We start from the raw sequence: 12266 nt of genomic DNA on the forward strand, positions 1-12266 counted from the left end.
GGCTCCAGGGGGGCGATGCCGACGCCGCCACAGGCCGCCTCGCATGACGACGGGGCTGCCCCGGGAACGCCGAAGGGCGCCCCGGGAGGTGTCCCGGAACGCCCTTCGGCGGCCCTCGCCGTCCTGCGGAGGGGCCGTCACCGCCCGCCGCGGGCTCAGCCGTTCTTGATGCGGTTGGTCAGCTCGGTGACCTGGTTGTAGATGGAGCGCCGCTCGGCCATCAGCGCGCGGATCTTGCGGTCCGCGTGCATGACCGTCGTGTGGTCGCGGCCGCCGAACTGCGCGCCGATCTTCGGCAGCGACAGGTCCGTGAGCTCACGGCACAGGTACATGGCGATCTGCCGGGCCGTGACCAGGACGCGGCTGCGGGACGAGCCGCACAGGTCCTCCACGGTCAGACCGAAGTAGTCGGCCGTCGCCGCCATGATGGCGCCGGCGGTGATCTCCGGCGCCGAGTCCTCGCCGCCCGGGATCAGGTCCTTGAGGACGATCTCGGTGAGCCCGAGGTCCACCGGCTGCCGGTTGAGGCTCGCGAACGCGGTGACGCGGATGAGCGCGCCCTCGAGCTCACGGATGTTCCGCGAGATCCGCGAGGCGATGAACTCCAGCACCTCCGGCGGGGCGTTCAGCTGCTCCTGCACGGCCTTCTTCCGCAGGATCGCGATGCGCGTCTCCAGCTCCGGCGGCTGCACGTCCGTGGTCAGACCCCACTCGAAGCGGTTCCGCAGCCGGTCCTCCAGGGTCACCAGCTGCTTCGGCGGCCGGTCCGAGGAGAGCACGATCTGCTTGTTCGCGTTGTGGAGCGTGTTGAAGGTGTGGAAGAACTCCTCCTGCGTCGACTCCTTGCTCGCGAGGAACTGGATGTCGTCGACCAGCAGGATGTCCACATCCCGGTAGCGCTTGCGAAACGCGTCGCCCTTGCCGTCGCGGATCGAGTTGATGAACTCGTTCGTGAACTCCTCCGAGCTCACGTACCGCACCCGGGTGCCCGGGTAGAGGCTGCGCGCGTAGTGCCCGATCGCGTGGAGCAGATGGGTCTTGCCGAGCCCCGACTCCCCATAGATGAAGAGGGGGTTGTACGCCTTCGCCGGCGCCTCGGCCACGGCGACCGCCGCCGCGTGCGCGAAGCGGTTCGAGGAACCGATGACGAAGGTGTCGAAGAGGTACTTGGGGTTGAGGCGCGCGTGCTGCTCGCCGGGCGCGCCGGCTCCGCCGCCCTGGCCGGACGAGGAGCCGCCCATGCCGGGGCCGCCCGCGGAGCCCCCGCCCATCCCGCCGGGACCCGGGCCGCCGGGCCGGGGACGCTGCGGCTCGGTCATCTCGGCGCGCTCGGGGCGCTGGGGCTGGTCGTACGGCGGGCGCTCGTCGTAACGCGGCTGCGGGGACTGCGGCCGCGCCGTCGCGTACGGATCGCGCTCCTGGAAGCCGCCGAGCCGCTGCTGCTGCCAGGAGAGGTCCTCCTGGGCGCGCGGCCAGGAGCCCGGTTCCGGGCGCTGCTGGTACTCCCCGGGGTAGGCGGGGCGGGCGGTCGGCAGACCGTCGTCCGGCATCGGGCGCCCGTAGTCGTCGTACTTCTCGTACTTCTCGTACGAGCCGTAGGGCTCCGCCGGCGGGCGCTCCTCGTAGCGCGGCTGCTGCGGCTGGGGCTGCTGCCGGACCGGCGGGGCGGGCTCGCCCGCGGAGTCGTCGACGGTGATCGCGATCCGGATCGGCCGGCCGCAGGCGCGGCTGAGGGCCTCGCTGATCAGCGGGGCGAGGCGGCCTTCGAGGACCTGCTTGCCGTACTCGTTGGGGACGGCGAGCAGTGCGGTGTCGGCCACCAGGGCGAGCGGCTGGCAGCGCTCGATCCACTGCTTGTCCTTGGGCTCGATGCCCTGGCCTTCGCCGAGGAGCTGTTCCAGCACGCGTGGCCACACTGCGGCAAGATCGGCAGGTACGTCAGCCACGGGGCACGCTTCCTCGCAGGTCCCACGAATGTGTGGTTCTCGGGACGGTGGGTCGAAGTCCGTAAGGACAGGTAAGGACAGAAGGGAAAAGACTGTGGAGTTCAGCCACGGTAGTCGTGGCGGCTGACGTGGTTCAAGTTGTTGTCCACAGCCTGTGCACAGTGGACCCCGATGACCGGCCGGTTTGACCGGATGGCGTAGCCGCGCGTACCGTAACCAGGTCGAGTTGTCGATGGCTGCTGCCGCCTGCCTCCGATGGGCGAAGATCACCATAGTGTGATCGCGAAGCGGTGCACTCGGGCGTATGCGAGCTACTCGTGGGCGCACGGTGACAGCCAGGCGATGTCCCGCCATCTACGAATCATTTCTGGAGCCCCCGAGTGAGCAAGCGCACCTTCCAGCCGAACAACCGTCGTCGCGCGAAGACCCACGGCTTCCGCCTGCGCATGCGTACCCGTGCCGGCCGTGCCATCCTGGCCAACCGCCGTGCCAAGGGTCGCGCGAGCCTGTCCGCCTGATCTGTCTAAACAGGTCATGACGTGCTGCCTACCGAGAATCGGCTGAGGCGGCGCGAGGACTTCGCGACCGCGGTACGCAGAGGACGCCGGGCCGGCCGCCCGCTCCTCGTCGTCCATCTACGCAGCGGTGCAACGGACCCGCACGCGCCTGGGGAGAGCGCTCCCCCGACGCGTGCGGGTTTCGTCGTGAGCAAAGCAGTAGGCGGCGCGGTCGTCCGCAACCAGGTCAAGCGCCGCCTGCGCCATCTCGTGCGCGAGCGGCTCACCACGCTGCCCCCCGGTAGCCTGGTGGTCGTACGGGCGTTGCCCGGAGCCGGTGACGCCGATCACGCACACCTGGCCCGAGACCTGGATGCCGCTCTCCAGCGGTTGCTGGGAGGGGGCACGCGATGAAGTACCCGCTGCTGGCTCTCATCAAGCTGTACCAGTGGACGATCAGCCCGCTCCTGGGCCCCGTCTGCCGGTATTACCCGTCGTGTTCCCACTACGGATTCACGGCCATCGACCGGCATGGCGCGATCAAGGGCACTGCCCTGACCGCCTGGCGCATCCTGCGGTGCAATCCGTGGTCGCCGGGCGGCGTGGACCATGTTCCCCCGCGTAAGCGGCCGCGCTGGCACGAGATGCTGCGTAACGCCCTGCGCGGAGACAAGGGCGGGTTCTCCGCCGAGACGAGCCCGGCCGCAGAGACCTCGCCCAATGCTCAAGGAGCCTGATTAGTGGACACGATTGCCAGTCTGTTCAGCTTCATCACCTGGCCCGTTTCCTGGGTCATCGTCCAGTTCCACAAGATGTACGGGGCGATCTTCGGCCCCGACACGGGCTGGGCCTGGGGTCTCTCCATCGTGTCCCTGGTGGTGCTGATCCGCATCTGCCTGATCCCGCTCTTCGTGAAGCAGATCAAGTCGACGCGGAACATGCAGGCGCTCCAGCCGAAGATGAAGGCGATCCAGGAGCGCTACAAGAGCGACAAGCAGCGTCAGTCCGAAGAGATGATGAAGCTGTACAAGGAGACGGGTACCAACCCGCTCTCCTCGTGCCTTCCCATCCTGGCGCAGTCGCCGTTCTTCTTCGCCCTCTACCACGTGCTGTCGGCCATCGCCAACGGCGAGACCATCGGCGTCATCAACCAGTCGCTGCTCGAGAGCGCCCGCCAGGCCCACATCTTCGGTGCCCCGCTGGCTGCCAAGTTCACGGACAGCGCCGCGGAGGCCCAGGCCCTCGGCGCCTCGATCACCGATGTGCGCGTCGTCACCGCGATCATGATCGTGATGATGTCGGCCTCGCAGTTCTTCACCCAGCGCCAGCTGATGATGAAGAACGTCGACCTCTCGGTGAAGACCCCGTACATGCAGCAGCAGAAGATGCTGATGTACATCTTCCCGCTGATCTTCGCCGGCATGGGCATCAACTTCCCCGTCGGTGTCCTCGTCTACTGGCTGACCACCAACGTGTGGACCATGGGCCAGCAGATGTACGTGATCAACCAGAACCCGACGCCGGGCAGCAAGGCCCAGGACGCCTACCTGCAGCGCCTGCTCAAGAACGTCAGCCAGCACGGTGAGGTTCGCGGCCGCCGCCGGAAGAACATCGTCAAGGCCATCGTCGCCAAGGGCGCGGACCGCAACGAGAACGAGCGCCGCTTCTTCGCGGGCCTGTCGAAGGCGGGCTTCGCGGCCCAGGCCGACGGCACCGTGATCAAGGGTGCGACCGTGACCGCCGAGGCGGACGGCGGAGCCGCCACCCGTCGTCAGCAGCCCAAGCGCCAGACCAAGTCCCAGCGTCAGGCCGCGGGCGGCCAGCATCCCTCGGATGCCAAGCCTTCGGACGACGAGCAGGCCGACTCGGTCGAGAAGCCGGCAGCTCCCTCGCTGGAGAAGAAGCCGCAGTCGCAGGCCACGGACGAGCAGCCCGCGCGTCCGAGCCGTGCCAATTCCGGCGGCTCCCGCCAGGGCAAGTCCGGCCAGCGCAAGGGCCAGCAGCGGCCCAAGCACCCGTCCTCCAAGAAGTAAGCCTCCACCGAGCAAGAAGGAGTCCATCCGTGACGGAAGGCACCACCTCCGCCGCCGAGGGTGGCGACACCCTGACCCGCCTGGAGCAGGAGGGTGAGATCGCGGCCGACTACCTCGAGGGCCTGCTCGACATCGCCGACCTCGACGGTGACATCGACATGGACGTCGAGGCGGACCGAGCCTCGGTCTCGATCGTCAGCGACGCCAGTAGCCGTGACCTGCAGAAGCTCGTCGGCCGCGACGGCGAGGTGCTGGAGGCCCTTCAGGAGCTGACGCGGCTCGCCGTGCACCGGGAGACCGGCGACCGCAGCCGACTGATGCTGGACATCGCCGGCTTCCGCGCCCAGAAGCGCACCGAGCTCGCCCAGCTGGGCGCCAAGGCCGCGGACGAGGTCAAGGCGTCGGGTGAGCCGGTCAAGCTGGACCCGATGACGCCGTTCGAGCGCAAGGTCGTGCACGACGCGGTCGCCGCCGCCGGTCTGCGCAGCGAGTCCGAGGGCGAGGAGCCGCAGCGCTTCGTCGTCGTACTCCCTGCCTGACCCCTCTCGTCATGTCGGCCCCGTCTGTTCGCAGGCGGGGCCGACCTTTGTCAGCCTGATAGTCAGCCACCCCGTGCGCTCGCACGGAACGCGTACGGTACGGAAGGACGGTTCCCCGTGACGGAGGCAGCGGAGCTTCCCCAGGCGCCGGAGCAGGCGCGGACAGTCTTCGGCGAGTACTTCCCGGAGGCGGTCCGGTACGCGGAGCTCCTGGCGGACGCCGGGGTGAAGCGAGGTCTCATCGGCCCGCGTGAGGTTCCCCGGCTGTGGGAGCGGCACATTCTGAACTGCGCGGTCCTCTCCGAGGCCGTCCCCGAGGGCGTCACGGTCTGCGACGTCGGCTCCGGCGCAGGCCTGCCCGGTATCCCCCTGGCCCTGGTTCGCCGCGACCTGAAGATCACGCTGCTGGAGCCGCTGCTCCGCCGGACGAACTTCCTCCAGGAGGCCGTGGAACTCCTCGGCCTCGACCATGTGACCGTGGTCCGCGGCCGCGCCGAGGAGATGCTGGGCAAGCTGCCGCCCGTCCACGTCGTGACGGCCCGGGCCGTGGCACCGCTCGACCGGCTGGCCGGCTGGGGTGTACCGCTGCTCCGGCCCTACGGCGAGATGCTTGCGCTGAAGGGTGACACCGCCGAGGAGGAGATCGACGGCGCCCGCGCCGCGCTGTCCAAGCTCGGTGTCGTGGAGGCCTCGGTGCTGCACGTGGGCGAGGGCATCGTCGACCCGATGACCACGGTGGTCCGGGTCGAATGCGGGGAGAGCCCCGGTGGTGTGAGGTTCGCCGCCAAGCGTGCCAAGGCGGCCCGCACGAGTCGGCCTCGCCGGCGACGCTGAGCCCGTGGGGATCCGTTCCACTGATCCGTACAAGCTGCGATACGCACAGATTTCGGAGTGTCGGGCAGCTGCGGCCCTGTAGCGCGTGCATCGTGTTTCACGTGAAACGTCGCTCACTGCTGCAGGGGATCATCAGCCGCGGCCGCGCGGCTGCCACGCCCTGGGACCGGAAGACCCCGACGAAACCCCCCGTGAGGGTTAAAGGGTTGTCCACAGAGGTGGATTCATCCACAGAACCACGGGCCTCGCTGGTTCACGAGCCCGAAGGCATGGCAGGCTCTATCCATCGCGAGCCTGAAGCCGAGGAGAGTGAATCCTTGCGGTCCGACGCCAACATCGCGGGACCGATGACCGATCCGGTCCCCGGTCCCCGAACCGAATCGGTAGGGGCGGATGTTTCACGTGAAACACCGCCTCCGATGGACGACACCCCCATCGGCCGTGCTGCCCAGCTGGCCGTAGAGGCCATGGGACGGGCCGGTGAGGGACTCCCTCGGCCTGCCCAGACCCGTGTGATGGTCGTGGCCAACCAGAAGGGCGGCGTGGGCAAGACGACCACGACGGTCAATCTGGCCGCCTCGCTCGCCCTGCACGGTGCCCGTGTCCTGGTCATCGACCTCGACCCGCAGGGCAACGCCTCCACGGCGCTCGGCATCGATCACCACGCCGAGGTCCCCTCGATCTACGACGTCCTCGTCGAGAGCAAACCGCTCGCCGAGGTCGTCCAGCCCGTCCGGGATGTCGAGGGTCTCTTCTGCGCCCCTGCCACCATCGATCTCGCCGGTGCGGAGATCGAGCTGGTGTCGCTGGTGGCGCGCGAGAGCCGGCTTCAGCGTGCGATCCAGGCCTATGAGCAGCCGCTCGACTACATCCTGATCGACTGCCCGCCTTCGCTGGGCCTGCTGACGGTCAACGCCATGGTGGCGGGGGCCGAGGTGCTGATCCCCATCCAGTGCGAGTACTACGCGCTGGAAGGCCTGGGTCAGCTCCTGCGGAACGTCGACCTGGTGCGCGGACATCTCAACCCCGAGCTGCACGTGTCGACGATTCTCCTCACCATGTACGACGGCCGCACGCGGCTCGCCTCTCAGGTCGCCGACGAGGTGCGCAGCCACTTCGGTGAGGAGGTCCTCAGGACCAGCATCCCGCGCTCGGTGCGTATCTCGGAGGCGCCGAGCTACGGGCAGACCGTGCTCACCTACGACCCGGGCTCCAGCGGTGCCCTGTCGTATCTCGAGGCGGCGCGCGAGATCGCCCTGCGCGGAGTCGATCTCAGCTATGACGCCAGTCAGGCCCACGGGGTCACCCCGCACATGGGTCACCAGAACAGCCAGCGAATGTCGGAGGGGATCCAGTGAGCGAGCGACGTAGGGGTCTGGGGCGTGGGCTCGGTGCGCTGATCCCCGCGGCTCCCCAGGAGCGACAGGTGCCGGCCGCCGGTGTGGGGTCCGCCTCTACCGCGACTTCTGCCGGAGCCGTCCCGGGACCCGCCTCGGACCGGGGCGTGGCCGCGGCGAAGTTGGCCACCCTGCCGGCCGGCCCGCAGTCCCCCGACTCCGTGGTGCCGGCGCCGGAACCCGAGCCGCTGCCGGAGTCTCCCGCGGGTGCGCACTTCGCCGAGCTGCCGCTGGACTCCATCACGCCGAACCCGCGTCAGCCGCGTGAGGTGTTCGACGAGGATGCCCTGGCCGAGCTGGTCACCTCCATCAAGGAGGTCGGTCTGCTGCAGCCGGTCGTCGTGCGTCAGCTCGCTCCGGAGCGCTATGAGCTCATCATGGGCGAGCGTCGCTGGCGGGCATGCCGTGAGGCCGGCCTGGAGCGGATCCCGGCGATCGTGCGGGCCACCGAGGACGAGAAGCTGCTGCTCGACGCCCTCCTGGAAAACCTGCACCGCGCCCAGCTGAACCCGCTGGAAGAGGCCGCCGCCTACGACCAGCTGCTCAAGGACTTCAACTGCACCCACGACCAGCTGGCCGACCGCATCGGACGTTCGCGTCCGCAGGTCTCCAACACGCTGCGACTGCTGCGTCTCTCTCCGCCCGTGCAGCGCCGGGTCGCCGCCGGTGTGCTGTCGGCCGGTCACGCCCGTGCCCTGCTCTCCGTGGACGACCCGGAGACGCAGGACAAGCTCGCCTACCGGATCGTTGCCGAAGGCCTCTCGGTGCGTGCGGTGGAGGAGATCGTCACGCTTCTGGGTTCGGAGCCGTCCTCTTCGGTGAAGCCCAAGGGCCCGCGGGCGGGCGCCCGGGTCTCTCCGGCTCTGCGCGATCTCGCGACCCGGCTCTCGGATCGCTTCGAGACGCGGGTGAAGGTCGACCTCGGCCAGAAGAAGGGCAAGATCACCGTCGAGTTCGCCTCGATGGAGGATCTCGACCGGATCCTCTCGACGCTTGCCCCGGGCGAGGGGCGTGTCATGGACCACGGCGGTACCGAGCAGAGCGGCCAGGACGCTGCTGCCGACGAGGACGGGCAGGGCTCCGAGGGCTGATTGCCTCTCCTTCGTCCCCAGGGCGGGGCGTGTTTCGGCATTCACCGGGACGCGCTCCGCCCTTTGCCTGTCTGCGGTATCGCCGTGATCGGCCCCTCGTTACGATTCTGGGAGGCGAATTCGTACAGCGATGGCCGAGGGAAGCGAGGAGCAGCCGTGGGGCGTCGGCTCGTACCGCTCACGCTGGACAACCTTCCGGATATCCCCAAGCGGTGCCGCTCCTGTGTGTTCTGGGAGCTGGATCCGGTCAGCGGTGAGGCCGCTGTGAAGGCCGGGCGCCCGGAGCTGGAGAAGGAGGCGTGGATCTCCGCCGTGCTCCTCGAATGGGGGTCCTGCGGCCGGGTGGTCTACGTCGACGAGGTGCCGGTCGGCTTCGTGCTGTACGCACCTCCGGCCTATGTGCCCCGCTCCACCGCCTTCCCCACAAGTCCGGTCGCCGCGGACGCGGTGCAGTTGATGACGGCCTGGATCATGCCCGGGTACCAGGGGCAGGGGCTGGGCCGGGTCATGGTGCAGACGGTGGCGAAGGATCTGCTGCGGCGGGGGTTCAAGGCGATCGAGGCCTTCGGCGACGCCCGCTGGAAGGAGCCGGCGTGTGTGCTGCCCGCCGAGCATCTGCTGGCCGTGGGATTCAAGACCGTCCGGCAGCATCCGGCCTTCCCCCGGCTACGGCTGGAGCTGAGGACGACGCTCTCGTGGAAGGAGGACGTCGAGTTGGCTCTCGACCGGCTCCTGGGCGCCGTACAGAAGGAGCCCGCGCTGCGGCCCCTCTGACGCCTTCCGACAGACGCCAGCGGCCCGCCCCCTCATCAGGGACGGGCCGCTGGTGTTTCACGTGAAACAGCGAGAACGTCAGGCCTTGGCCTCGACGAAGCCCTCCAGGTCGCGCAGGAGCGCGGCCTTCGGCTTGGCACCGACGATGGTCTTCACGACCTCGCCGCCCTGGTAGACGTTCAGGGTCGGGATGGACATGACGCCGTACTTGGCGGCCGTGCCCGGGTTCTCGTCGATGTTGAGCTTCACGATGGTGATCTCGGGGTGCTCGGAGGCGATGGCCTCCAGCGACGGGGCGATCTGGCGGCACGGGCCGCACCACTCGGCCCAGAAGTCCACGAGAACGGGCTTCTCGCTCTTGAGGACCTTCTCCTCGAAGTCAGCGTCAGTAGCGGTAACAGTGGCGCCGGCCACGGCGGCCTCCTTGATTCGCGGGGTGTGGGGTGGGGGATGCGTAGGGGTCAGACCGCAGGGGTCTCGGCGAGCTTCTCGCTGTCGGCGAGGGCGGCCAGGAAACGCTCGGCGTCGAGCGCGGCGGAGCAGCCGGTGCCGGCGGCGGTGATCGCCTGGCGGTAGGTGTGGTCGACGACGTCGCCGGCGCCGAAGACACCCGTGAGGTTGGTGCGCGTCGACGGGGCGTCGACCTTGAGGTAGCCCTCCGCGTCCAGGTCCAGCTGCCCCTTGAAGAGCTCCGTCCGCGGGTCGTGGCCCACGGCGATGAAGAGGCCGGTCGCCGGGAGCTCGCTGGTCTCGCCGGTCTTGGTGTTGCGCAGGGTCAGACCGGTGAGCTTCTGCTCTCCGTGGATCTCGGCGACCTCGCTGTCCCAGGCGAACTTGATCTTCGGGTCCGCGAAGGCGCGCTCCTGCATCGCCTTGGAGGCGCGCAGCGAGTCACGGCGGTGGACGATGGTGACCGACTTGGCGAAGCGCGAGAGGAACGTCGCCTCCTCCATCGCGGTGTCGCCGCCGCCGACGACGGCGATGTCCTGGTCCCGGAAGAAGAAGCCGTCGCAGGTGGCGCACCAGGAGACACCGCGGCCGGAGAGGGTGTCCTCGTTCGGCAGGCCGAGCTTGCGGTGCTGGGAGCCGGTGGTGACGATGACCGCCTTGGCGCGGTACACGTTTCCGGCGGTGTCCGTGACCGTCTTGATCTCGCCCGTGAGGTCCACGGCGACGATGTCGTCCGGCACGAGCTCGGCGCCGAAGCGCTCGGCCTGGGCCCGCATGTTGTCCATGAGGTCCGGGCCCATGATGCCGTCACGGAAGCCGGGGAAGTTCTCCACCTCGGTCGTGTTCATCAGGGCGCCACCAGCGGTGACGGCACCCTCGAAGACGAGCGGCTTCAGCGACGCGCGGGCCGTGTAGAGCGCAGCGGTGTAACCCGCGGGCCCGGAGCCGATGATGATCACGTTACGGACGTCGCTCACGGGTTTCTTCCTCGTCTCTGCAGACTGCCTACTGCCTACGGGGGTGATCGGGTCGGTCACTCTCACCCCACCCAACCGATCCTACGGGGCGAGCATTCCCGAGACCGCCGCCGTCCGCGTGGCGAGTCAGGAGCGCGGGAGGGACTCCTGGAGCAGGACCTCGGCCTTGCCGCTCCCGTCGCCGGAGGCACAGGCGGCGTCGAGCACATAAGCCTCGACCCGGGTGCCGTCCGTGGTGTCGGGGAGGACGACCAGATAGGCGGGCGTTCCCTGGTAGTCACCCTGCTGGAAGGCGATCGCGGCGTCGGCCCGTCCGGTGCCGGCCTGCACGCAGGCGGGAAGGGTGCCACCCGCGACCCGCTCCTGCCCGTCTCCGCCGCTCTCGGCGGTGAGAGGCGCGGGAGTGCCCTTCCGGTCCTGAGGGGCCTGGAAGGTGCGGTTCTGGCCCAGGAGGGCCTGCACGGTGGAGTCGACGGGGCGGCCGTCGAACCGGGCGTCGGCCTTGGCGGCGGCCACGTCGGACTTCTTGTCGGCGCCGGCGCCGCCATCAAGGCCGCCGGATTGAACGAGGAAGAGACCCAGCCCCAGGGCTCCGAACGTGGCGCCGAGAGCAGCGAGCCGTCGGCGCGACCTGCGGGGGCGTCCCGGGCCTGTGGCGGCGGCCGGGCGACCGGCGGGCCGGTCGGCAGCGGGAGCGGCCGAGGGCGTGGCGCGGCGCGGAGACGTTTCACGTGAAACACGCGCGTCCGTCTCCGGCGCGGTGGCGTTCAGCAGGGCTTCGGCGGCGAGTGCGGCGTCGATCCGCCCGGCGATCTCGGCGGGCATCCGAGCCGGTCCGGGGAGGGTGCCCAACAGTCCCCGGATCTCCTCCAGGGAGGTGCGTACATCAGCGCACAGGGGGCAGACGTCGAGATGCTGGCGCACGGTCGCGCTCCGGGACGGCGAGAGCAGCCCCTCGGTGAGGTCGGAGATCTCCGAGACGTCCGGGTGCTGAGTCCTGTCGGCCGTGGAAGTCACGTGCGCCCACCTCCGCCCTTCACAGCAGCTGGATTACTCGATCCGGTATCCGTCGGTCCCGGCACCACTGGGACGGATGTCCCCGGCGTCCGGTTCCTTCCCTGGTCGGGTCCTTCGCTACCCACCGTGTCATCGCGCAGATGAGCGACCATCGGCAGGAGCCGGGCCCGCCCGCGCGCACAGCGGCTCTTCACCGTTCCGGGGGGGACATCGAGGATACGAGCGGCCTCGGCGACGGGGTACCCCTGCATGTCGACGAGGACGAGGGCCGCTCGCTGCTCCGCCGGGAGCGTGGCGAGGGCTCTCAGGAGCTGGCGGTGAAGGTCCTGGCGCTCGGCGGGAGCCTCGGCCGACTCGGCCGGTTCGAGGAGCTGCTCGAACCGGGCGGTGTCGTCCATCGGCGAGGTCTTGCGCGAGGCGGCCTTGCGAGCGCGGTCGAGGCAGGCGTTCACCGTGATGCGGTGCAGCCAGGTCGTGACGGCCGACTGGCCCCGGAAGGTATGGGCGGCCCGGAACGCCGACACGAGGGCGTCCTGGACCGCGTCAGCGGCCTCCTCGCGGTCGCCCAGCGTCCGCAGGGCGACCGCCCACAGCCGGTCTCTGTGGCGCCGGACGAGCTCACCGAAGGCGTCCGGATCGCCGGCCACGTGGCAGGCCAGCAGTTCCTGGTCGCTGCGCTTGTCGCCTGTGGCGTCGTCCAACGGTGAGCCC

Annotated in this window: 14 protein-coding genes; 9 read left to right on the forward strand and 5 right to left on the reverse strand. The window is 69.5% G+C overall.

Annotated elements, in window-relative coordinates:
* Positions 1–155: 155 nt before the first annotated feature.
* Positions 156–1946: a chromosomal replication initiator protein DnaA gene (gene dnaA, locus ACGF1Z_RS22100; protein WP_393006486.1), complete on the reverse strand. Its 1791-nt coding sequence runs from the start codon at positions 1944–1946 to the stop codon at positions 156–158.
* A gap of 380 nt (positions 1947–2326) precedes the next feature.
* Between dnaA and rpmH the strand changes: the two genes are divergently transcribed.
* The 9 genes from rpmH to ACGF1Z_RS22145 all read left to right on the forward strand — a co-directional run bounded on the left by rpmH (position 2327) and on the right by ACGF1Z_RS22145 (position 9111).
* A complete protein-coding gene (gene rpmH, locus ACGF1Z_RS22105; RefSeq protein WP_015659252.1) occupies positions 2327–2464 on the forward strand; it encodes a 50S ribosomal protein L34 in 138 nt (45 codons plus the stop codon).
* A gap of 21 nt (positions 2465–2485) precedes the next feature.
* Entirely contained in the window at positions 2486–2857 is a 372-nt protein-coding gene (rnpA, locus tag ACGF1Z_RS22110; RefSeq protein ID WP_393006488.1) for a ribonuclease P protein component, read from the forward strand.
* Positions 2854–3180: a membrane protein insertion efficiency factor YidD gene (gene yidD / locus ACGF1Z_RS22115; protein ID WP_376627304.1), complete on the forward strand. Its 327-nt coding sequence runs from the start codon at positions 2854–2856 to the stop codon at positions 3178–3180. The genes rnpA and yidD overlap by 4 nt, the downstream gene beginning before the upstream one ends.
* 3 nt (positions 3181–3183) lie before the next feature.
* A complete protein-coding gene (gene yidC / locus ACGF1Z_RS22120) occupies positions 3184–4476 on the forward strand; it encodes a membrane protein insertase YidC (protein ID WP_393006491.1) in 1293 nt (430 codons plus the stop codon).
* A gap of 29 nt (positions 4477–4505) precedes the next feature.
* On the forward strand, positions 4506–5015 hold the full coding sequence (locus tag ACGF1Z_RS22125; RefSeq protein WP_393006493.1) for a protein jag: 510 nt from the start codon (positions 4506–4508) through the stop codon (positions 5013–5015).
* 117 nt (positions 5016–5132) lie between these two features.
* Entirely contained in the window at positions 5133–5849 is a 717-nt protein-coding gene (gene rsmG, locus ACGF1Z_RS22130; protein WP_393006495.1) for a 16S rRNA (guanine(527)-N(7))-methyltransferase RsmG, read from the forward strand.
* Positions 5850–6118: 269 nt separating this feature from the next.
* On the forward strand, positions 6119–7207 hold the full coding sequence (locus ACGF1Z_RS22135; RefSeq protein ID WP_393006497.1) for a ParA family protein: 1089 nt from the start codon (positions 6119–6121) through the stop codon (positions 7205–7207).
* The gene (locus ACGF1Z_RS22140) at positions 7204–8337 is read left to right on the forward strand and encodes a ParB/RepB/Spo0J family partition protein (protein WP_393006499.1); all 1134 of its coding nucleotides are present in this window, start codon (positions 7204–7206) and stop codon (positions 8335–8337) included. The genes ACGF1Z_RS22135 and ACGF1Z_RS22140 overlap by 4 nt, the downstream gene beginning before the upstream one ends.
* A 156-nt stretch (positions 8338–8493) precedes the next feature.
* On the forward strand, positions 8494–9111 hold the full coding sequence (locus ACGF1Z_RS22145) for a GNAT family N-acetyltransferase (protein WP_393006501.1): 618 nt from the start codon (positions 8494–8496) through the stop codon (positions 9109–9111).
* Positions 9112–9189: 78 nt separating this feature from the next.
* Here ACGF1Z_RS22145 and trxA read toward each other — a convergent pair whose 3' ends face one another.
* From trxA to sigM, 4 genes are all read right to left on the reverse strand, one after another.
* Positions 9190–9525, reverse strand: a complete 336-nt coding sequence (trxA, locus tag ACGF1Z_RS22150) for a thioredoxin (protein WP_376627315.1) — start codon at positions 9523–9525, stop codon at positions 9190–9192.
* 47 nt (positions 9526–9572) lie between these two features.
* On the reverse strand, positions 9573–10538 hold the full coding sequence (gene trxB / locus ACGF1Z_RS22155; protein ID WP_393006503.1) for a thioredoxin-disulfide reductase: 966 nt from the start codon (positions 10536–10538) through the stop codon (positions 9573–9575).
* A 126-nt stretch (positions 10539–10664) separates the two neighbouring features.
* The gene (locus ACGF1Z_RS22160) at positions 10665–11555 is read right to left on the reverse strand and encodes a hypothetical protein (RefSeq protein WP_393006505.1); all 891 of its coding nucleotides are present in this window, start codon (positions 11553–11555) and stop codon (positions 10665–10667) included.
* Entirely contained in the window at positions 11552–12256 is a 705-nt protein-coding gene (sigM, locus tag ACGF1Z_RS22165) for an RNA polymerase sigma factor SigM (RefSeq protein ID WP_393006507.1), read from the reverse strand. Before sigM ends, ACGF1Z_RS22160 begins: the two co-directional genes overlap by 4 nt.
* Between the last annotated feature and the right edge of the window lie 10 nt (positions 12257–12266).

Origin of the sequence: Streptomyces sp. NPDC048018 (genome assembly GCF_043202995.1) — a bacterium.
Taxonomy (GTDB): domain Bacteria; phylum Actinomycetota; class Actinomycetes; order Streptomycetales; family Streptomycetaceae; genus Streptomyces.